At 55.3% G+C, this 21,036-nt stretch carries 21 protein-coding genes; 5 read left to right on the top strand and 16 right to left on the bottom strand.

Annotated features, from left to right (window positions below; all coding sequences use genetic code 11):
* The first annotated feature begins 70 nt into the window (after nucleotides 1-70).
* Entirely contained in the window at nucleotides 71-964 is an 894-nt protein-coding gene (argP, locus tag C2U53_RS13880) for a DNA-binding transcriptional regulator ArgP (RefSeq protein ID WP_042322080.1), read from the top strand.
* Nucleotides 965-971: 7 nt separating this feature from the next.
* Here the strand turns inward: argP and C2U53_RS13875 are convergent, their stop codons facing one another.
* The 4 genes from C2U53_RS13875 to serB all read right to left on the bottom strand — a co-directional run bounded on the left by C2U53_RS13875 (nucleotide 972) and on the right by serB (nucleotide 5,587).
* Nucleotides 972-1,871 (bottom strand): LysR family transcriptional regulator, encoded by a 900-nt coding sequence (locus C2U53_RS13875; RefSeq protein ID WP_042999348.1) that lies wholly within the window; start codon nucleotides 1,869-1,871, stop codon nucleotides 972-974.
* Between the two features lie 21 nt (nucleotides 1,872-1,892).
* Entirely contained in the window at nucleotides 1,893-3,125 is a 1,233-nt protein-coding gene (gene nadR, locus C2U53_RS13870; RefSeq protein WP_042999347.1) for a multifunctional transcriptional regulator/nicotinamide-nucleotide adenylyltransferase/ribosylnicotinamide kinase NadR, read from the bottom strand.
* A gap of 21 nt (nucleotides 3,126-3,146) precedes the next feature.
* Nucleotides 3,147-4,529 (bottom strand): DNA repair protein RadA, encoded by a 1,383-nt coding sequence (gene radA / locus C2U53_RS13865; protein ID WP_042999346.1) that lies wholly within the window; start codon nucleotides 4,527-4,529, stop codon nucleotides 3,147-3,149.
* Between the two features lie 89 nt (nucleotides 4,530-4,618).
* Entirely contained in the window at nucleotides 4,619-5,587 is a 969-nt protein-coding gene (gene serB, locus C2U53_RS13860; RefSeq protein WP_042999345.1) for a phosphoserine phosphatase, read from the bottom strand.
* A gap of 117 nt (nucleotides 5,588-5,704) precedes the next feature.
* On the opposite strand from serB, the gene C2U53_RS13855 reads away from it, so the two are divergent.
* Entirely contained in the window at nucleotides 5,705-6,373 is a 669-nt protein-coding gene (locus C2U53_RS13855; protein WP_042999344.1) for a YtjB family periplasmic protein, read from the top strand.
* Nucleotide 6,374: 1 nt separating this feature from the next.
* Nucleotides 6,375-7,391 (top strand): lipoate--protein ligase LplA, encoded by a 1,017-nt coding sequence (gene lplA / locus C2U53_RS13850; protein ID WP_104446022.1) that lies wholly within the window; start codon nucleotides 6,375-6,377, stop codon nucleotides 7,389-7,391.
* A gap of 82 nt (nucleotides 7,392-7,473) precedes the next feature.
* Here lplA and deoD read toward each other — a convergent pair whose 3' ends face one another.
* The 4 genes from deoD to deoC form a co-directional block, all read right to left on the bottom strand.
* Complete coding sequence (gene deoD, locus C2U53_RS13845) at nucleotides 7,474-8,193, bottom strand: purine-nucleoside phosphorylase (RefSeq protein ID WP_042999343.1); 720 nt, start codon at nucleotides 8,191-8,193, stop codon at nucleotides 7,474-7,476.
* 198 nt (nucleotides 8,194-8,391) lie between these two features.
* Nucleotides 8,392-9,615 (bottom strand): phosphopentomutase, encoded by a 1,224-nt coding sequence (gene deoB, locus C2U53_RS13840; protein WP_042999342.1) that lies wholly within the window; start codon nucleotides 9,613-9,615, stop codon nucleotides 8,392-8,394.
* Between the two features lie 51 nt (nucleotides 9,616-9,666).
* Nucleotides 9,667-10,989, bottom strand: a complete 1,323-nt coding sequence (gene deoA, locus C2U53_RS13835) for a thymidine phosphorylase (RefSeq protein WP_042999341.1) — start codon at nucleotides 10,987-10,989, stop codon at nucleotides 9,667-9,669.
* Between the two features lie 106 nt (nucleotides 10,990-11,095).
* Complete coding sequence (deoC, locus tag C2U53_RS13830) at nucleotides 11,096-11,875, bottom strand: deoxyribose-phosphate aldolase (RefSeq protein WP_044253966.1); 780 nt, start codon at nucleotides 11,873-11,875, stop codon at nucleotides 11,096-11,098.
* Nucleotides 11,876-12,136: 261 nt separating this feature from the next.
* Here deoC and C2U53_RS13825 point away from each other — a divergent pair, with 261 nt between their 5' ends.
* Both C2U53_RS13825 and C2U53_RS13820 read left to right on the top strand, forming a co-directional pair.
* Nucleotides 12,137-13,687 carry a YjjI family glycine radical enzyme gene (locus tag C2U53_RS13825; RefSeq protein WP_104446021.1) on the top strand — a complete coding sequence of 517 codons (1,551 nt, stop codon included), beginning with the start codon at nucleotides 12,137-12,139 and terminating at the stop codon, nucleotides 13,685-13,687.
* On the top strand, nucleotides 13,659-14,522 hold the full coding sequence (locus C2U53_RS13820; RefSeq protein ID WP_104446020.1) for a YjjW family glycine radical enzyme activase: 864 nt from the start codon (nucleotides 13,659-13,661) through the stop codon (nucleotides 14,520-14,522). Before C2U53_RS13825 ends, C2U53_RS13820 begins: the two co-directional genes overlap by 29 nt.
* Here C2U53_RS13820 and C2U53_RS13815 read toward each other — a convergent pair.
* From C2U53_RS13815 to C2U53_RS13780, 8 genes are all read right to left on the bottom strand, one after another.
* Nucleotides 14,511-15,293, bottom strand: a complete 783-nt coding sequence (locus C2U53_RS13815) for a metal-dependent hydrolase (protein WP_104446019.1) — start codon at nucleotides 15,291-15,293, stop codon at nucleotides 14,511-14,513. The two genes, C2U53_RS13820 and C2U53_RS13815, sit on opposite strands and share 12 nt — an antisense overlap.
* Nucleotides 15,290-16,363: a patatin family protein gene (locus C2U53_RS13810; RefSeq protein WP_104446018.1), complete on the bottom strand. Its 1,074-nt coding sequence runs from the start codon at nucleotides 16,361-16,363 to the stop codon at nucleotides 15,290-15,292. The genes C2U53_RS13815 and C2U53_RS13810 overlap by 4 nt, the downstream gene beginning before the upstream one ends.
* Nucleotides 16,364-16,484: 121 nt before the next feature.
* Nucleotides 16,485-16,646 carry a DUF1328 domain-containing protein gene (locus C2U53_RS13805; protein ID WP_003019081.1) on the bottom strand — a complete coding sequence of 54 codons (162 nt, stop codon included), beginning with the start codon at nucleotides 16,644-16,646 and terminating at the stop codon, nucleotides 16,485-16,487.
* 131 nt (nucleotides 16,647-16,777) lie between these two features.
* Nucleotides 16,778-17,395 (bottom strand): molecular chaperone OsmY, encoded by a 618-nt coding sequence (gene osmY / locus C2U53_RS13800; protein ID WP_042999335.1) that lies wholly within the window; start codon nucleotides 17,393-17,395, stop codon nucleotides 16,778-16,780.
* A 414-nt stretch (nucleotides 17,396-17,809) separates the two neighbouring features.
* On the bottom strand, nucleotides 17,810-19,399 hold the full coding sequence (gene prfC, locus C2U53_RS13795) for a peptide chain release factor 3 (protein ID WP_104446017.1): 1,590 nt from the start codon (nucleotides 19,397-19,399) through the stop codon (nucleotides 17,810-17,812).
* Nucleotides 19,400-19,491: 92 nt separating this feature from the next.
* Complete coding sequence (yjjG, locus tag C2U53_RS13790) at nucleotides 19,492-20,169, bottom strand: pyrimidine 5'-nucleotidase (RefSeq protein ID WP_044264694.1); 678 nt, start codon at nucleotides 20,167-20,169, stop codon at nucleotides 19,492-19,494.
* Nucleotides 20,170-20,183: 14 nt separating this feature from the next.
* Nucleotides 20,184-20,630, bottom strand: coding sequence for a ribosomal protein S18-alanine N-acetyltransferase (rimI, locus tag C2U53_RS13785; protein ID WP_044253929.1), 447 nt, complete (start codon nucleotides 20,628-20,630; stop codon nucleotides 20,184-20,186).
* Nucleotides 20,599-21,012 carry a DNA polymerase III subunit psi gene (locus tag C2U53_RS13780; RefSeq protein WP_104446016.1) on the bottom strand — a complete coding sequence of 138 codons (414 nt, stop codon included), beginning with the start codon at nucleotides 21,010-21,012 and terminating at the stop codon, nucleotides 20,599-20,601. The genes rimI and C2U53_RS13780 overlap by 32 nt, the downstream gene beginning before the upstream one ends.
* Nucleotides 21,013-21,036 lie beyond the last annotated feature (24 nt).

The following is a 21,036-nucleotide window of genomic DNA, read 5'->3' as shown; positions in this document are numbered from 1 at the left end:
TCGTCTTTACCCAATGCAAATTTATGTCATAGTGCAGAACAAGCAAAAATTTCAGGAGTGTGTCAGATCAATGAAACGTCCGGACTACAGAACACTACAAGCACTGGATGCCGTTATACGTGAACGCGGGTTTGAGCGCGCGGCGCAAAAGCTGTGCATCACCCAATCTGCCGTTTCGCAACGCATCAAGCAGCTTGAGAATATGTTCGGACAACCGCTGCTGGTCCGCACCGTTCCGCCGCGTCCGACCGAGCAGGGGCAAAAACTGTTGGCGCTGCTTCGTCAGGTCGAACTGCTGGAAGAGGAATGGCTGGGCGATGAGCAGACCGGCTCCACGCCGTTGCTGCTGTCGCTGGCGGTTAACGCCGACAGTCTGGCGACCTGGCTGTTACCGGCCCTGGCGCCGGTACTGGCTGACTCCCCTATTCGTCTTAACCTGCAGGTGGAAGATGAAACCCGCACCCAGGAACGTCTGCGTCGCGGCGAAGTGGTAGGCGCGGTGAGTATTCAGCATCAGGCGCTGCCCAGTTGTCTGGTGGATAAACTCGGCGCGCTCGACTATCTGTTTGTGGGTTCCAAAGCGTTTGCCGAACGCTACTTCCCGAACGGTGTCACCCGCTCCGCGCTGCTGAAAGCGCCTGCGGTGGCGTTTGACCATCTGGACGATATGCACCAGGCCTTCCTGCAACAGAACTTTGATCTGCCGCCGGGCAGCGTTCCGTGCCACATCGTCAACTCTTCGGAAGCCTTTGTGCAACTGGCGCGTCAGGGCACCACCTGCTGTATGATCCCGCACCTGCAGATTGAAAAAGAGCTGCAAAGCGGTGAACTGATCGATCTCACGCCAGGCCTGTTTCAGCGCCGGATGCTCTACTGGCATCGGTTTGCGCCTGAAAGCCGGATGATGCGCAACGTCACCGACGCGCTGCTGGCCTACGGTCACAAGGTGCTGCGTCAGGACTGAGCCGGTCTCATTCCGCGGTGTAGAAGTGTCTGAGCTCATCGAACTGCATGGCAAATTCGATGTAGCTCATCAGCGCGGGAGAGTTCAGCTTACGGCTGGGATACACCAGCCAAAGATCGTTTCCCGCCACTGTCCATGGCGCCAGTACCGGTATCAGAGCGCCCTTTTCGATTTTATCTTCCAGCATAAACGCCGGCAGCAGCGTGATCCCCGCCCCTGCGATGGCGCTTTCGCGGGCATAGACCAGATTATCCGTCAGATGCACCCGCTCAGGCATGTACTGATAGTCTTCATCACCGCGATGAAATAACCACTCAGCCCAGGCTTTGTGCGCGATGCAATGGTGTTCGACCAGTTGACGGGGATGGTTCAACGGCGCATAACGTGACAGATAATCGGGCGAGGCCAGCAAATAGCGCGGGCAATGGCCAATCATACGTCCGATCAGCGAGGAATCCTGCGGCTTACCAGTGCGCAACGCGACGTCAAAACCGCTGTCCACCAAATCCAGCAGTTCATCGGAGATACTGACCTCAAGATAAACATCGGGGTAGCGTTGCTGGAACTGCGTGTTCAGGCGCGCGAGCAGTGTCGCGCCAATGCCCGCCGGCGACGTGATGCGCAATCGTCCGCTGGGGTTGTCGCGCAGGCGCTGAACCGCATAATCGGCGCGTTCGCTGGCAGCGAGTATTTCCCGGCAGTGCACCAGATAGTGTTCACCGGCGTAGGTCAGGTTCAGTTTGCGGGTGGTACGGTTGATCAGGCGAATGCCAACGTGCTGCTCAAGCTGGCTGATACGCTGACTGACGCTCGACTTCGGCAGCCCCGCCTTTTGCGCGGCGACGGTAAAGCTGCCGTGTTCGGCGACCAGGGCAAACAGCGCCATATCCTGCAAGTGCTTAAACATCGCGTTCACCCCTGGCGAGGATCACCCCTGCTCACCCATCATCTCTTTGACCAGCTCGACGCAACGCAGGAAACGGCCATCGTAATCCGCCTCTTCGACATGCACGAAGTCGATATTGTTTTCGCGCAACATCTCCACCAGCAGCGTCTGAAATTCTTTGCGATCCACTGAACTACCGAGGCTGCGCAGACCGTCCGCCACCCACGGCGTGTTATTTTCCAGCAAGATCACCAGGTCGAAGCGGTATTCATCGATCAACGCCTGCACAAACGGATGTTCTCGCCCTTCGTACTTTTTGCAGAAGGCCTGAGTCGTGACGAAGTCGGTGTCGACAAACGCCACTTTATTGGCGTACTTCACTGCAAAATCAATGTACTGCGCGTGGCCCAGCGCGATTTTATCGTAGTCAGAATATTGTAGCGCCATCTCATCCCCCCCGAGGTGAGAGAAGACATAATCCCGGCCATACTCCCACGCACTGGTGGTATTGAAGATATTCGCCAGCTTATTGACCAGCGTCGATTTCCCACTCGATTCTCCGCCCAGCACCGCCACGGTACGCACGAAGAACGGCTTCACTTCGGTAGGAATATATTCCCAGTAGCGGAAGGGGTTTTCACGGATTTGCGCGCCGCTGATGCTCATAAAGGTCCGTTTCGGGTCGATAAGCACCGTTTCGATACCCAGATGTTCCAGGTACTGCGGGGCATCGGCTTCCTCTGAGGTATAGATCCAGTTTGGCGCAATCCCCTTCTCCGCCATAAACGCTTTGATGCCCTTACTCCAGACGTCCCAGCCGTGCGGATACGGCTCCATCCCCTCTTCGTTGAAGGCATGAATGCGGATATTTTTCTGATATTTGAACGTTTGTAACAGCCAGCGCAGACGATCCGGCACGGTCGGTTGCTGGGACATGGCGCTGTCTTCAAACAGCGCGCGGTCGCGCGTATCGTCATAGCCCATGATGATATGCAACTCGTCCACCTGGCTACAGGCGCGCTGAATCAGATAGATATGACCGGTGTGCAGCGGATAAAATTTGCCGAACACCACACCGATATTTTTCTGCTGCCGGGGAAACTCCAGCCCCAGAAAACGGTGCAACGCCTCCAGCTTTTGCGCGCTGGGGCTTTTGATCTTGGCATTGAGAAGTTGGCTGAGATAGCCCTTGGTCATTCCACTGGCATCCGCCACTTGTTGCAGGGTACAGCCCTTTTGCTTGATCGCGGTTTTCAGATAATCAAATGACGACATGGGTAACCTCCGTTTCACTCATTATAAGTCGTCAAACACGTTTAACGCATCCGCCAGCTTCTTGACACCAAAAACCTGCATCCCTTCCGGCGTTTTTTTCGGCACGTTAGCTGCCGGAACAATCGCGCGACGGAAACCATGTTTTGCGGCCTCGGAAATACGCTCCTGACCGCTGGGCACCGGGCGAATCTCTCCTGCCAGCCCCACTTCGCCAAACACTACCAGGTCCTGCGGCAGCGGCCTGTCGCGCAGGCTGGAGACCATCGCCAGCAGCAGCGCCAGATCCGCGCTGGTCTCTGTGACTTTGACGCCGCCCACCACGTTAACGAACACGTCCTGATCGGCCATTTGCAGACCGCCGTGACGGTGCAACACCGCCAGCAGAATCGCCAGACGGTTCTGCTCCAGCCCCACCGCGACGCGACGCGGGTTGGCCATCATCGAGTGATCGACCAGCGCCTGGATCTCCACCAGCAGCGGTCGCGTCCCTTCCCAGACCACCATCACCGAACTGCCGGAGGTGACTTCATCGCCACGACTCAGGAAGATCGCCGAAGGGTTGCTCACTTCGCGTAGTCCCTGTTCGGTCATCGCGAAGACCCCTAACTCATTCACCGCGCCAAAACGGTTTTTGTGGCTGCGCAGGGTACGAAAACGGGAATCGGCATCGCCATCCAGCAATACCGAGCAGTCGATGCAGTGTTCAAGCACTTTTGGCCCGGCCAGCGAGCCGTCTTTGGTCACGTGGCCCACCATCACAATCGCCACGCCGCGCGTCTTGGCAAAGCGCGTCAGGTAGGCCGCCGTCTCACGCACCTGCGCCACGCTGCCGGGTGATGACTGGATATCCGCCATGTGCATAACCTGAATGGAGTCGATCACCATCAGCTTCGGCTGCTCTTCTTCTGCAATCAGGCAAATCTGCTCAATACTGGTTTCCGAAAGCATGTTGAGATTGTTGGTCGGCAAACCGAGGCGGTGCGCGCGCATTGCCACCTGCTGCAGGGACTCTTCCCCGGTGACGTACAGGGTTTTCATCTGCTCCGCGAGCTTGCACAGCGTCTGCAATAACAGCGTGGATTTACCCGCGCCGGGGTTACCGCCAATCAGAATCGCACTGCCGGGAACGACGCCGCCGCCCAGCACGCGGTCAAACTCTTTAAAACCGGTGGAAAAACGCGGCAGCTCTTCCAGGCTGATATCGGAAAGCTTCTGAACCTTTGCAACGCCAGCGCTCCCGGCATAACCACTCAGTCGCTCATTACGCGCCACCGTCGGCGATGCAGCCAGGCGCACCTCGGTGATGGTGTTCCAGGCATGACAGGCGCTGCATTGCCCCTGCCAGCGCGGATAATCCGCCCCGCATTCATTACATACAAAGGCGCGTTTTGGAGCTTTTGCCACGGTTTACCTCGTTATCTCTGTACCGCCTGTGTGCCGGATGGCGGCGGCGCCTTACCCGGCCTACACCTTAATACCAGCCGGTATCTCAATTATTTCTGGTTCATGCTGCCGGAGAGAATGCAGAACACCCCCATCAGGTCAGCGTGACGGATAGTAATCTCCGTCTTTTCATTCACTTTCGGCTTGGCATGGTACGCAATCCCCAGCCCCGCCGTTTTGATCATCGGCAGATCGTTGGCGCCATCGCCAATCGCCACGGTCTGCGCGATCGGGATTTCATATTCCTGCGCCAGTCGGGTCAGCGTTTTGGCCTTATACTGCGCATCGACGATATCGCCAATCACGTTGCCGGTAAATTTACCGTCCATGATCTCCAGTTCATTCGCCACTGCCGCCGTTAGCCGCAGTTTCTCACGCAGATATTCGGCAAAGAAGGTAAAGCCGCCGGAGGCGATTGCCACCTTCCAGCCTAGTGTTTCCAGCTTCAGCACCAGTTGCGTCAGGCCTGGCATCAGCGGCAGACTTTCACGTACCTGATGCAAAATATTGGCATCCGCGCCTTTCAGCGTCGCCACACGACTGCGCAGGCTGGCGGTGAAGTCGAGTTCGCCGCGCATCGCCCGTTCGGTCACTTCCGCGACCCTTTCGCCGGTACCGGCCAGTTTGGCGATCTCATCAATGCACTCGATCTGAATCGCGGTGGAGTCCATGTCCATCACCAACAGGCCAGGAGTACGCAAATGCGGGATTTTCCCCAGCGGCGCAACGTCTAATTGCGCATCATGCGCCAGTTTCGTCGCGCGAGGCGTGAGCGAACCGGCAAGGCGAATGACCTGATAGTCCTCGACACACCACGCCGCGACAATCACCATCGCCGCGCCCAGTTTGCTCTGGTACTGAGTCAGACGTTGTTTATCCAGCCCGCGTCCGTACAACAGCCAGCCGCTACGTCCAGCGTGGTAATCCAGTGGCATCACCTCGTCACCACTCAAAGAAAGGGGCAAACCTGGCCATAAAGAGACATCTTCAGGCAAATCGCACCAGGTAATGTTAGGCATTAAAGCTCCTGTAAAATCGTTCGGGCCGGGAAGGTTCACGGGGAAAATAACGCATGAGGCTACCCTGTAACCATCGCTTCTGGCAACATTAAGCCTCAAATTTTCAGCAGGTGGAATATGGCTCGCGCAAAACTGAAATTCCGACTTCATCGTGCAGTGATTGTATTGTTCTGTCTCGCACTGCTTGTTGCGCTCATGCAGGGCGCCTCCTGGTTCAGTCAAAATCACCAGAGACAGCGTAATCCGCAGCTTGAAGAGTTGGCGCGCACGCTGGCGCACCAGGTCACGCTGAACATCGCGCCGCTGATGCGTACCGAAACGCCTGACGAAAAACGCATCAAGACGATTCTGCAGCAGTTAACGAAGGAAAGCCGCATACTTGATGCCGGCGTTTATGATGAACAAGGCGATATGATTGCCCGCGCAGGCGAAAGCGTAAATGTGCGCGACCGTCTGGCGCTGGACGGTAAAAAAGCCGGCGGCTACTTCAACCAGCAGATTGTTGAACCCATCCAGGGGAAAAATGGCCCACTGGGCTATCTTCGCCTGACGCTGGATACGCATACCTTAGCCACTGAAGCTCGGCAGGTGGACAACACTACTAACATTTTACGCCTGATGCTGCTGCTTTCACTGGCCATCGGCGTGGTGCTGACCCGCACTCTGCTGCAGGGTAAACGAACCCGCTGGCAGCAATCGCCCTTCCTGCTCACCGCCAACAAGTCGGTGCCGGAAGAGGAAGAGAGCGAGAAAAAAGAGTCATTCGTTACAGGAAAGGAAAACTGACATGTCGACACTTCGCCTGCTTATTTCTGACTCTTATGACCCCTGGTTTAACCTGGCGGTCGAAGAGTGTATTTTCCGTCAGATGCCCGCCACTCAGCGAGTGCTGTTTTTGTGGCGCAATGCCGATACGGTCGTCATTGGGCGTGCGCAAAACCCGTGGAAAGAGTGCAATACGCGGCGGATGGAAGAGGACAACGTGCGCCTGGCGCGCCGCAGCAGCGGCGGTGGCGCGGTCTTCCACGATCTCGGCAATACCTGTTTCACCTTTATGGCCGGGAAGCCGGAATACGATAAGACCATCTCGACGTCAATTGTCCTGAATGCGCTTAACGCACTGGGCGTGACGGCTGAAGCCTCAGGACGTAACGATCTGGTGGTGAAAACGGCGGATGGCGACCGTAAGGTTTCTGGCTCAGCCTACCGCGAAACCAAAGATCGCGGTTTTCATCACGGCACACTATTGTTGAACGCCGATCTCAGCCGACTGGCAAACTACCTGAATCCAGACAAAAAGAAACTGGCGGCCAAAGGCATTACCTCTGTACGCTCGCGCGTGGCGAATCTCACCGAACTGTTGCCGGGCATCACCCATGACCAGGTGTGTGCGGCGGTAACCGAGGCCTTTTTTGCCCACTACGGCGAACGCGTTGAAGCGGAGGTGATCTCCCCGGACAACACGCCCGATCTGCCGAACTTTGTCGAAACCTTCGCCCGCCAGAGCAGTTGGGAGTGGAACTTCGGGCAGGCACCGGCCTTCTCGCATCTGCTGGATGAACGTTTTACCTGGGGAGGAGTCGAACTGCACTTTGACGTTGAGAAAGGGCATATCACCCGTGCGCAGGTGTTTACGGACAGTCTCAATCCGGCACCGCTAGAAGCGCTGGCCGCACGTCTTGAGGGCTGCCTGTATCGTGCCAGTGTCGTACAGCAGGAGTGCGAATCTTTGACGAGGGATTTTCCGGAGCAGGAAAAAGAGTTGCGGGAATTGTCAGCGTGGATTGCACAGGCGGTGCGCTAATAAAAAGCCCGCTGGCACTGCTCAGCGGGCCTGGAAAACCGTAGGCCGGGTGAGGCGAAGCCTCCCCCCGGCACACCAGGTCTTACGCTTTATCGCCCAGCAGAACGGATTCCAGCGCGATTTTAATCATGTCGTTGAACGTGGTTTGACGTTCAGCCGCCGTCGTCTGCTCGTGCGTACGGATGTGGTCAGACACGGTGCAGATAGTCAGTGCTTTCGCGCCAAATTCTGCCGCCACGCCGTAGATACCCGCCGCTTCCATTTCCACGCCCAGGATGCCGTATTTTTCCATCACGTCGAACATTTCGCCGTCCGGAGAGTAGAACAGATCCGCAGAGAACAGGTTGCCAACGCGTGCGTCCACACCCAGTGCTTTTGCCGCGTCAACCGCGTCACGTACCATGCCGAAATCAGCAATCGCGGCAAAATCATGGTCTTTGAAACGAATGCGGTTCACTTTGGAATCGGTGCAGGCACCCATACCAATTACCACGTCACGCAGTTTTACGTCCGGACGCACAGCACCACAGGACCCTACGCGAATGATTTTCTTCACGCCGAAATCGGTGATCAGCTCTTTGGTGTAGATGGAGCAGGACGGGATACCCATACCGTGACCCATGACGGAGATCTTACGGCCTTTGTAAGTCCCGGTGAAACCTAACATGCCGCGAACGTTGTTTACTTCGCGTACATCTTCAAGGAAAGTTTCCGCAATGTGTTTTGCGCGCAGCGGGTCGCCCGGCATCAAAACGACGTCAGCGAAATCACCCATTTCTGCATTAATGTGAGGAGTTGCCATCTTCAGTTCCTTTTGTATTGTTGTTTTTGCCTGATGCCGGCTATGCCTTATCAGGCCTACAAAACGTATTCAAATACCCTAAGGATTTCGCGTTGTAGGAAGGCGACGAATTCGTGAATCCCCGGGAGCATAGATTAACTATGTGACCGGGGTGAGCGAATGAAGTCAACGCATCTACAGCGCGAAAGACAACGGGTATTACAGCATGTTTTTACCGTATTCCATTGGCGACGTGCCAAAGTACGAAGCGAGAGTCTGACCAATATCCGCAAAAGTTTCGCGGTGGCCTAACGAGCCCGGTTTTACTTTCGGGCCGTACACCAGCACCGGAATGTGTTCACGGGTGTGATCGGTACCGGTCCAGCTCGGATCGCAGCCATGGTCAGCGGTCAGGATCAGAATGTCATCTTCACCCACCAGCTCCATCAGCTCCGGCAGACGGCGGTCGAACAATTCCAGACCGGCCGCATAACCGGCGATATCACGGCGGTGGCCCCAGGAGGAGTCGAAGTCAACGAAGTTAGTGAAGACAATCGTCTTGTCACCCGCTTCTTTCATCTCTTTAATAGTGGCGTCAAACAGCGCGTCCAGGCCGGTGGCTTTCACTTTTTTAGTGATGCCGCAGTTGGCGTAGATGTCCGCGATTTTACCGACGGAAACTACGTGGCCGTCTTTCTCATCAACCAGTTTCTGCAACACGGTAGGCGCTGGCGGTTCAACGGCCAGATCGTGACGGTTGCCGGTACGCTGGAAGTTACCCGCTTTGTCGCCAATGAACGGACGCGCGATGACGCGACCGATGTTGTAACCGCCTTCGGTCAGCTCTTCACGGGCGATCTCGCACAGCTCGTAAAGTTTATCCAGGCCAAACGTCTCTTCATGGCAGGCAATCTGGAACACGGAATCCGCGGAGGTATAGAAAATCGGTTTGCCGGTTTTCATATGCTCTTCGCCCAACTGGTCCAGAATCACCGTACCGGAAGAGTGGCAGTTACCGAGATAGCCCGGCAGGTTCGCACGTTTGACCAGTTTATCCAGCAGTTCCTGCGGGAAGCTGTTTTCGTGGTCGCTGAAATAGCCCCAGTCAAACAGAACCGGCACACCGGCGATTTCCCAGTGGCCAGACGGCGTATCTTTACCGGAAGAGAGCTCATGCGCCCAGGCGTATGCACCAATCACTTGTGCGTTAGCGTCCATACCGGCTGCGATTTTACCGGTAGACCCTTCATGCGCTTTCACCAGACCCAGGCGGGTCAGGTTTGGCAGATTCAGTGGGCCTTTACGCCCTTTGTCAGCCTCGCCTTTGGCACAGGCTTCAGCGATATGCCCCATGGTGTCGGAACCGACGTCGCCAAAGCGATCTGCGTCTTCCGTCGCACCAATACCAAAGGAGTCCAGCACCATAATAAATGCACGTTTCATCTTGTTCTCCATTCATCTGCGCTGCAAAAAAGCGATCAGATCAGTATATAGCTATTCGGTGATACGACGATAGACCGTTGGTGTGCTTTCAGGCGCTTTATCGTCAAGGATAATTGCCGCTTTGACGGCTTTCGCCGCGTCCTGCCAGCTGGCTTCATCTTTCGCGTGGATCACCGCCAGCGGACGCTGCCCGTCTACGCTGTCGCCAAGACGCGCCATATCGGTAAAGCCGACGCTGTAATCAATGGTATCCGACGCCTGGCGACGACCGCCGCCCATCGACACCACCGCCATACCCAGCGCACGCGTATCCATCGCGCTGACGAACCCTTCGCTATCAGCGTAAACCGCTTTACTGAGCATTGCCGTCGGCAGGTATTTCGCGTAGTTCTCCACGAAGTCGGTCGGGCCTTTCTGGGCGGCAACCATCCGGCCAAAGATCTCAGCGGCTTTACCGTTATCCAGCACCGCCTGCAATTTCGCCCGCGCGTCAGCGTCGTCTTTCGCCAGATTGCCGGAGATCAGCATTTCAACACACAGCGCCATCGTCACATCGAACAGGCGTGGGTTGCGGTATTCGCCGGTCAGGAACTGCACCGCTTCGCGTACTTCCACCGCGTTACCCGCGCTGGACGCCAGTACCTGGTTCATGTCGGTCAGCAGCGCGGTGGTGCGCACGCCAGCACCGTTCGCCACGCCCACAATCGCTTCCGCCAGCGCTTCAGAGAGCTCATAGGTCGGCATAAACGCGCCGCTGCCGACTTTCACATCCATAACCAGCGCATCCAGCCCTTCCGCCAGTTTTTTCGCCAGAATGGAGCCGGTGATAAGCGGAATGGAATCCACCGTTGCAGTAATATCGCGGGTGGCATAAAAACGTTTGTCCGCCGGTGCGAGCGAGCTGGTTTGCCCGATGATCGCCACACCCACGTCCTTAATGATTTCGCGGAAACGGTTGTCGTCCGGGAAGATGTCGAATCCCGGAATAGCTTCCAGTTTATCGAGCGTACCGCCGGTATGACCCAGCCCGCGACCTGAAATCATCGGAATGTAGCCGCCACAGGCTGCGACCATTGGGCCGAGCATCAGCGACGTCACGTCGCCCACACCGCCGGTGGAGTGTTTATCCACGATCGGGCCGTTCAGATTCAGGCTCTTCCAGTCCAGGACGGTTCCTGAATCCCGCATTGCCATGGTCAGCGAAACGCGTTCTGGCATCGTCATATCGTGGAAGAAAATGGTCATCGCCAGGGCGGCGATCTGCCCTTCTGAAATGGTATTGTCACGAATACCATTGATAAAGAAACGAATTTCTTCATCGCTCAACGCATGACCATCACGTTTTTTACGAATAATTTCTTGTGCGAGAAACACGATAACCTCCCGATTAGGGCCGGGTAAGCCATGTGCTCCCCGGCGAGTCGTATTGATGCCGGATAGCGGCTAACGCCTTATCCGGCCTACGATGGGCAATTCAAATTTAGTAGCTGCTTGCGCTCTTACCATCGCCGTGACCCAGCGCTTTCAGCAGGCTTGCCAGCAGACTGGATGCCCCAAAGCGATAGTGACGAGAATCCGCCCAGTCCGCGCCGAACAGTTCATCAGCGATAGCCAGGAACTGCTGAGCATCTTCTGCGGTACGCACGCCGCCCGCAGGTTTGAAGCCCACAGTTTTGGATACACCCATATCGCGGATCACTTCCATCATGATGCGAGCACTTTCCGGCGTGGCGTTTACGGGTACCTTACCGGTAGAGGTTTTAATGAAATCCGCACCTGCTTTGATAGAGATTTCAGAGGCCTTACGAATAAGCTGCTCTTCTTTCAGCTCACCGGTTTCGATGATCACTTTCAGCAGCACGTTTGCCGCCGCGCACGCGTCTTTACAGGCTTTCACCAGATCGAAGCCGACCTGCTCGTTACCAGCCATCAGCGCACGGTACGGGAAGACCACGTCCACTTCATCCGCCCCGTAAGCAATCGCCGCGCGGGTTTCCGCCAGCGCGATCTCAATATCGTCGTTGCCATGCGGGAAGTTAGTCACCGTCGCAATACGGATATCCGGGGTGCCCTGCTCTTTCAGCGTTTTACGCGCAATCGGGATAAAACGCGGATAGATGCAGACTGCTGCCGTGTTGCCAACCGGAGTTTTCGCCTGATGACACAGGGCGATCACTTTTTCATTGGTGTCGTCGTCATTCAGGGTGGTCAGGTCCATCAGTTTCAGTGCGCGCAGGCTGCTTGCAGTTAAATCGCTCATAACATTCTCCAACGGCGTCGCCGTATAAAATTCTCACCTTGCGAGTCTGTTAGTATTCTAACATCGACTCACCGTTACACTTCGATATACATCACAGTTAATGAAAACTACGTACAAATTTGCATTGCTGTAATGAGATCAACTTCAAAAAATAGTCCTTTTCTGTCGATTTCTTCTCCACTCAGGCGCATCAGGATCAAAGTGCTGACAGCACATCTTTCTACAATGACGTTATGATCTTCGGCCTATAAAGGAATTACGATGCCTACGACCCATGAAACCGCGCTGCAACAACGTTGCCAGCAAATCGTCACCAGCTCACTCCTCAGTCCGGAACAGAAACGTCATTTTCTCGCGCTGGAAGCAGAGAACAACCTGCCTTACCCTTCACTGCCCGCCGGGGCGCGCCAGGCGCTGGACGACGGGGTTATCTGCGATATGTTCGAAGGTCACGCACCGTATAAACCGCGCTATGTGCTTCCCGATTACGCGCGTTTTCTGGCCAACGGTTCAGCCTGGCTGGAACTGGAAGGGGCGAAAGATCTGGACGATGCACTGTCTCTGTTGACCATTCTGTATCACCACGTGCCTTCCGTCACATCGATGCCGGTTTACCTGGGGCAACTGGATACGCTGCTGCAACCATATGTGAAAATTCTAACACAAGAAGCGATTGATATTCGAATAAAACGTTTCTGGCGGTATCTCGACAGAACGCTGCCTGACGCTTTTATGCACGCCAACATTGGCCCGGCAGATACTTCCATCACCCGGGCTATTTTACGCGCCGATGCAGAGTTAAAGCAGGTTGCGCCTAATCTGACGTTCATCTACGACCCGGAGATCACCCCTGATGATCTGCTGCTGGAAGTGGCAAAAAACATCTGTGAATGCAGCAAGCCGCATATTTCCAATGGGCCGGTAAATGATAAAATTTTCACAAAAGGTCACTATGGTATCGTCAGCTGTTACAACTCTCTGCCGCTTGCCGGTGGCGGCAGCACGCTGGTTCGTCTCAATCTGAAAGCCATTGCCGAGCGCAGCACTTCTGTCTATGACTTCTTTAACCGCACACTGCCGTACTATTGTCAGCAGCAAATTGCCATCATCGATGCGCGATGTGAGTTCCTCTATGAAAAATCACATTTCTTTGAGAATAGCTTCCTGGTGCAGGAAGGTCTGATCGATCCACAACGTTTTGTGCCGATGTTCGGTATGTACGGCCTGGCGGAGGCGGTTAACCTGTTGTGCGAAAAAGCGGGTATGAATGCGCGCTACGGCAAAGATGAGACGGCGAACGATCTGGGCTATCGCATCAGCGCCCAGCTTGCGGATTTTGTCGAGAACACGCCGGTGAAATATGGCTGGCAGCAGCGCGCAATGCTGCATGCCCAGTCAGGGATCAGTTCAGATATTGGTACTACGCCGGGCGCACGTTTGCCCTATGGCGATGAACCGGATCCGATCACCCACCTGCAAACCGTCGCACCGCACCATGCGTATTATCAGTCCGGTATCAGCGACATTCTGACGCTCGATGAGACCATCAAGCGTAACCCGCAGGCGCTGGTGCAACTCTGTCTGGGCGCGTTCAAAGCGGGAATGCGCGAGTTTACCGCCAACGTCAGCGGCAACGATCTGGTCCGCGTTACCGGGTACATGGTGCGCCTGTCGGATCTGGAAAAATACCGCGCCGAAGGCTCGCGGACCAATACCACCTGGCTGGGGGAAGAGGCCGCACGCAATACGCATATTCTGGAACGCCAACCTCGTGTCGTCAGTCATGAACAGCAGATGCGCTTCAGTCAGTAAGGTTATCCCGTTCTCCTGCGTGGACGGGCCGGGCAGTCGTCTGGCCCTCTTTCTGCAAGGGTGCAATCTGCGCTGTAAGAATTGCCATAACCCGTGGACGATGGGACGCTGCAACGACTGCGGCGAATGCGTTCCACAGTGCCCGCATCAGGCGTTGAGTTTCAGTACAGGGAAAGTTATCTGGCAGGCTGACGTGTGCGAGCAGTGTGATACCTGTTTGCAGATGTGCCCGCAGCAGGCAACGCCGATGGCGCAAACAATGAGCGTGGACGAGGTGTTGCGCCAGATCCGCAAAGCATCATTGTTCATTGAGGGAGTCACCGTCAGCGGCGGCGAAGCCACAACGCAGTTGCCTTTCGTTGTGGATTTGTTTACGGCGATTAAGGCCGACCCGCAGCTCCGGTCGCTGACTTGTCTGGTCGACAGCAATGGGCTGTTGAGCGAAACCGGCTGGCAGAAACTGCTACCGGTTTGCGATGGCGTGATGCTCGATCTCAAAGCCTGGGATAGTGAGCGCCACATCGCACTCACCGGTCGGGATAACGCGCAGATCAAGCGCAGTATTACGCTGTTGGCGCAGCGAGGAAAGCTGGCAGAACTGCGCCTGCTGGTCATCCCCGGGCAGGTGGATTATCTGCAGCACATTGATTCACTCGCCGCATTCATCGGACAACTGGGAAATGTCCCGCTACGACTGAATGCCTTTCATGCGCACGGGGTATACGGTGAGGCAAAATCCTGGCCGAGCGCGACGCCACAAGAGGTGGAGACGCTGGCGCAGGCATTACGGGAACGCGGCGTGACTGAGCTTATCTTCCCTGCACTATATCTCTAGAGTAAATAATGCTGTCGTATTGCGATACAGCGTCTCAGCGATCGCCTCTGCGGGTTCCGGGCGCAGTTCGCATAACACATCGAACACTCTCGCCGCCTGTTCCGGACGATTTGGCTGCCCCTGAAAACCATTCAACGGCATATCCGGCGCGTCGGTCTCCAGCAGCAGCGCCTCCAGCGGCAATCGTGCCATCACGTCACGGGTTTTACTGGCGCGCGGATAGGTTATCGTGCCACCGACGCCGATTTTGTATCCCAGTTGTACAAAGCGTTCGGCCTGTTGCAGGCTGCCGGCGAATCCATGCACCACACCCGTACGCGGTAAATCATGACGTTTAAGATGCATCGCCAGCGTGTCATGCGTGCGCCGGGAATGGAGGATCACCGGAAGATCGAACCGTTTTGCCAGCGTCAATTGCGCTTGCAGAAACCGCTCCTGCTTCGCAAATTGCGGATCGTCGCGATACCGATCCAGGCCTATCTCACCAACAGCGACCACCTTTGCCGGACGCTGTTCCAGCGCCTGTCGCAGCCGTTCGAGATGCTCTTCCGTATGCTGTTCAATCACAATCGGATGTAAACCGAGCGCGGCATAGAGAGGCGAAAAGCGTTCCGCCAGCGCCTGCACGCAGGCAAAGTTTTCCGCTGCGGTGGCCGGAATGATGATCTTCTCAATGCCCGCCTCACCCGCGAGTTGCAGGCTGTGGGTTTCATCCCCGGTAAAAGGCGGAAAATCAAAGTGACAGTGGGTATCGATAAAGCGAAAACTCACGCCAGATCCTCATTGCTGAATGTCGTATCGTTAGCCTGCGGCGCATCGCTCACCACCGCAGCATGGGTATCGTTGACCACCGGTGCTGGTGGAACCACCACTGGCGTCGGCGTGACGATTTGCGGCAGATGGCGTGATAACGGCGGTTCCGCTGCCAGTAGTTTTCCCACGGTCGCCAGGAAGTAGCGCCCACACAGCCGCCCGGTTTTATAATCTTCCCGCAATGCCGGAATCCGGCTTCCCAGCGCCATACTTTTTAGCGGCTTCGGCGGGTAGATTTCAAAGATCTTCAGCTTGCCCGGCGGTTTTTCAATGAATCGCTGAATTTCCGTATAGCTGGCTTCGTGGTGTTGAACCAGATTGAGCAGCGGCTGCAGGCTGCTTTCGCCCAGCCAGCGCTCCATCCGCTTGAACCACTGCGGAGTGTAATACATTTGCGAAGGCACCGTCCGAATCACCACCAGCGTTTTCGCCCCCTGCTTCACGGCCTCACGCACCGGAATGGCATCGCTGATCCCACCATCCAGGTAATTGATCCCCTCCAGCGATACGCCGCTACGATAGAACCCAGGGATCGCGCTGGACGCCCGGATCAGATCGAGCCAGTTTTGCGTATTGGGAGAGAAATAGTACGGTGTGTAGTCATCACCCCGACAGGCGCACATGTAAAACGATTTCCCGGTTTCGAACAGGCGCGAGGCGGTATCCATCTGTAACGGCATCTGACTGGCCGTAGATGCCACCAGCCAGTCGAGATCGATCAGATTCCCGCCGCGCACGAAGCGTACCGGGTCAAAGAATTCCCGTCTGGTGGTATAGCGCATGATGACTTTGCGCCCGTAGCCGGGCTGGTTGCACAGATAGGCCGACAGGTTTTGCGCCCCCGCCGAGGTGCCGTAATAGAGATCGAACGGATTAAACTGCGCGCGCATGAACTCGTCCAGTACACCTGCGGTAAAGATGCCACGCTGCCCGCCGCCCTCGCAGACCAACGCCAGGCGACCCGGTTTGAACCTTCTTAATGACAACGGCGCAATATTGCCGAGCGTGACGGGTATACGCTGCCCCACCTCTGCCTTCCTGTTTCTTATTACGTAATGTGCCAAAATAACGCAAATAGACGGCGGCTAAAACCGAAAAAGCCAGTCCACTGGACTGGCTTGACAGCAAAATCGTTGTACGCTTTACGCGCTAGGGCCGCTTACGCCCTGTAAACAGGCTGACCAGGAAGAGAATAATCCCGACGACGAAGACAATTTTCGCCGCGCCCGCTGCCGTACCGGCCAGTCCACCAAATCCCAGAGCGGCGGCAATTAACGCGATAACCAGAAATATAATGCCCCAACGAAACATACGCTTCTCCTTTACCATAGTTAATGTCGACCGCTTGATATGAGCGCTCAGGCTGCTCATTCACGCTATTGTTTGTGTAGTGCTAGTGCTCATGACGTCCTCCGACCGGGGCCGGAGGAGAAACCGAAGACTTACTGCGCTTTCAGATCGTTTTTGACGCTTTTTACGCCATCAACGGCTTTCGCGATGCTCTCAGCGCGCTCGATTTGCGCCTGGGAATCCACGGTGCCGGAAAGCTGGACCACACCATCGGTCGTTTCTACTTTCACTTTGCGAGAAGGAACGATGTCATCCGCCAGCAGTTTCGCTTTGATCTCGCTGGTGGTTGCCGTATCGCCGGCATAGCCTTTTACGGAGTCTGATTTGCTGTCGCGCACGTGGAGTTTGTCACTGACGGAGGTTACGCCTTCAACACCTTTCGCCACGGTCACGGCCGCTTCCGCCTGCGCCTGGCTTTCGACGAAGCCGCTCAGCGTTACGACTTTCTGCTCGGTTTTGACGGAAATATCGGTACTCTTAATGTTTTCATGATCCACCAGTGCCGCTTTCACTTTGGCGGTAATGGCGCTGTCATCCATGAAATTACCGACTTTATTCATAGAGCTATCGACTTTCTGCCCTGCACTTTCTACACCGGATTGCGCTTTATCCATTGTGGTGTTTTCTGCATACGCAGAACCCGTTGCCACAGCGGAGGTCAACATCACGGCCAGCAGAGTTTTAGAAATCTTCAGTCTTGTCATAGTCATCGATTTTTTCCTGTATGGTTTGCTCATAATTTGAGCTCAGGCAACATAAGGTTGCATTGCTGAATATGGTGAAAAATTCACCCAGCTCAGAAGTCAATGGCGGCGGTCACAATCACGCAACAGAAAAGGTGATGATGGTGCGCTGACAGGTGCCCCTCTGAGTCAGTTATTAATATCGTGACTACACCAGACATTAGCTTTAACTACTTAGATTCACGAGTTGAACGGTATTTAAAGCCAATGTTTATGTCATCACTTTGTTAAATATAGATCACAATTTTGAAAAAGCGCGGAGGATTGCATAAAAAACAGGCAGTCATAAGCAAAACAGAGGGATTTAAGAACATTCCGCAAGGGGATAATAAGGCTGGAAAAGTCGCAGGGCGCAGCGGTAGCCGCGCCCTGAAGGGGTAATTAGTGTTCGCGCGTCTTACGGAACTGAACGTCTGGATAACGCTCTTGCGTCAGGTTGAGGTTCACCATCGTCGGTGCGATGTAGGTCAGGTTATCACCGCCATCCAGTGCCAGCTGAACTTCATTCTTACGCTTAAACTCTTCGAATTTCTTCGCATCAGCACATTCCACCCAGCGTGCCGTCGCCACGTTGACAGATTCATAAATGGCTTCAACGTTGTACTCGCTCTTCAGACGGGCAACAACCACGTCGAACTGCAGTACCCCGACCGCGCCCACAATCAGATCGTTATTGGCGATCGGGCGGAACACCTGTACCGCACCTTCTTCGGAAAGCTGTACCAGCCCCTTCAGCAACTGTTTCTGCTTCAGCGGATCTTTCAGGCGAATACGACGGAACAGTTCCGGCGCGAAGTTCGGTATACCGGTGAACTTCATCATTTCACCCTGGGTGAAAGTATCGCCAATCTGGATTGTACCGTGGTTGTGCAGACCGAGGATATCGCCCGGGTAAGCCTCTTCTACATGCGAACGGTCACCGGCCATAAAGGTCAGCGCGTCAGAGATCACCACGTCTTTGCCGATACGGACCTGACGCATCTTCATGCCTTTTTCGTACTTGCCGGAAACAACGCGCATGAATGCCACGCGGTCACGGTGTTTCGGATCCATGTTGGCCTGAATTTTAAAGACAAAGCCAGTGAACTTCTCTTCTTCCGCTTCCACCACGCGCGTATCGGTCTTGCGTGGCATTGGCGCTGGCGCCCACTCCACCAGACCATCCAGCATGTGGTCAACGCCGAAGTTACCCAGTGCGGTACCAAAGAAGACCGGGGTAATTTCGCCCGCCAGGAACAGCTCTTTATCAAACTCGTTAGAGGCGCCCTTCACCAGTTCCAGTTCGTCACGCAACTGCTGCGCCAGATCCTCGCCAACGGCCGCGTCGAGATCCGGGTTATCCAGACCTTTAACGATGCGCACTTCCTGAATGGTATGGCCTTTACCCGTCTGATACAGATAGGTTTCATCTTTATAGAGGTGATAAACCCCTTTGAACAGCTTGCCGCAGCCAATCGGCCAGGTGATCGGCGCACAGCCGATTTTCAGCTCGTTCTCAACTTCATCCAGCAACTCCATCGGGTCACGGATGTCGCGGTCGAGTTTGTTCATAAAAGCCAGGATCGGCGTATCGCGCAGACGGGTGACTTCCATCAGCTTACGGGTACGATCCTCAACACCTTTCGCGGCGTCGATCACCATCAGACAGCAGTCCACTGCCGTCAGGGTACGATAGGTATCTTCGGAGAAGTCTTCGTGCCCCGGGGTGTCGAGCAGGTTAACCAGGCAGTTGTGATACGGAAATTGCATCACGGAGGTGGTAATGGAGATCCCACGCTGCTTTTCCATTTCCATCCAGTCTGATTTCGCATGCTGGCTGGAACCACGGCCTTTTACCGTACCGGCAGTCTGGATCGCCTGTCCGAACAGCAACACCTTCTCAGTGATAGTCGTTTTACCCGCATCCGGGTGAGAAATAATGGCAAAAGTGCGGCGCTTGGCCACCTCCTGCAAATAAGGAGACAACGTCATAGTTCATTCTTCTTGAGTAAACGCGGCATCGCACCGCGCATGTTGAATACGAAAAATTGCGGCTATTTTACCCATCAGCGGGGGGGAGGCAATCAGTGTTTACACAGGAGCAGCTCCAGTTCGTGTAATGACGATACGGTCCAGGTCGGCTCGATGCCTTCGGGCTGCTCGCGATGATGCGCATTCAGCCAGCAGGTAGAAAGCCCGGCGTTGATGCCGCCAAGAATATCGGACGCGGCGGTATCTCCAACCATCAGCACCCGATCACGATCGGGATTGCCCGCCTGCGCCAGGGCGTAATCAAAAATCTTCGGATCCGGCTTCGCCACGCCCACTTCTTCAGAAATGACCAGCAAATCAAAATAGTCGCGTAGTCCCGTGCGCTCCAGGCGGATCTGCTGTAAGGAGGTGAAACCGTTGGTAATAATGCCAATTTTGGCTTTGCCGCGTATCGCATTGAGCAGCGAAACGGCCCCTGGCAGCGGCGCGCAAATTTCGGCCATCGCGTTCATAAAGGCATCGTTAAGCGAGCCCGGTTCCACCTTTAACCGTTCTGCCCAGCTCTGGAAGCGGGCATGCTGAAGCTGTAATGAGGTGATCGCGCCGTTCTGATAATCCACCCATAGCGGTTTATTCACGGCCTGGTAGTCCTGAAAATCCTCAGCGGTAAAGGTGATGCTGTAGTCGAGAAACATCCGCTGTAAGCCAGTAAACGAGTCAAACGTGAACAGCGTTTCGTCGGCATCAAAGAAAATCCAGTCCCACTTCATCATTACACCTTCTTTTACATACTGATTGGCAGTGCCATTATGATGGCGTCCTCACGACCGTCAGCGGTCGGATAATAATTGCGGCGAATCGTTGCCTCGTTGAAGCCTAAGCTTTCATACAGTGCGATGGCGGCAACGTTGGAAGCGCGAACCTCCAGCCACAGCGTCAGGACGCCGCGTTTTTCTAATTCATCAATGAGATGTTCCAGCAGCGCTTTCCCTATTCCCCGGCGCTGAAAGTCGGGATCAACGGCAATGTTGAACAGCGTAGCTTCATCCAGCACTACCTGCGTAATGGCAAACGCCGCCATTCTCCCCTCTACCGTCAATTGATAGTTGAGATAACGCTCCCCCTGATTACTGGCAAACGTGTGCTCACTCCAGGGAAACGCATGGGCGCGCTTTTCAATCTGAAACGCGGCGGGTAAATCACTCTGACTGAGGGAAGAAATCGTGTTCATGTGTGCAGATTTGTTGCCATAGTGCGGCGCGTGCCGTTGGGTTTACCCGCAATTCATCAAATGCCGGCGTTGCAATCTGCGCGCCTTCCAGCGTCAGCGGCGCATCTGTACCCACTCGCCAGCTGTTGCAGCGGCTGCCCTGCGGCAGCATCGCGACGCGTTCGGGCGTCACCTGCAATACCTGATCGGGGCTCAGCGTTAAGGCTCGCAGAATGTCACTGACCAGAGGTTCTGTCAGCGGCGGCAGTGTTTCACCGACCATCACCAGACGGACGTGCGCAGGAATGGAAATCGCGATCTCTCCCTGCAACGCGCCGGGGCGACGCAGCGACCACTGGGTAATGCCCAGTTGCTGTAACTGCCAGTCTCGTCGGGTTGTCATAGCGAATCGCTCCTGTATTCAGGG

The sequence above is a fragment of the Citrobacter sp. CFNIH10 genome (genome assembly GCF_002934585.1).
Lineage (GTDB): Bacteria > Pseudomonadota > Gammaproteobacteria > Enterobacterales > Enterobacteriaceae > Citrobacter_A > Citrobacter_A amalonaticus.
Note: the sequence above shows the minus strand (reverse complement) of the source record. Positions and strands in the feature narration are given on the sequence as shown.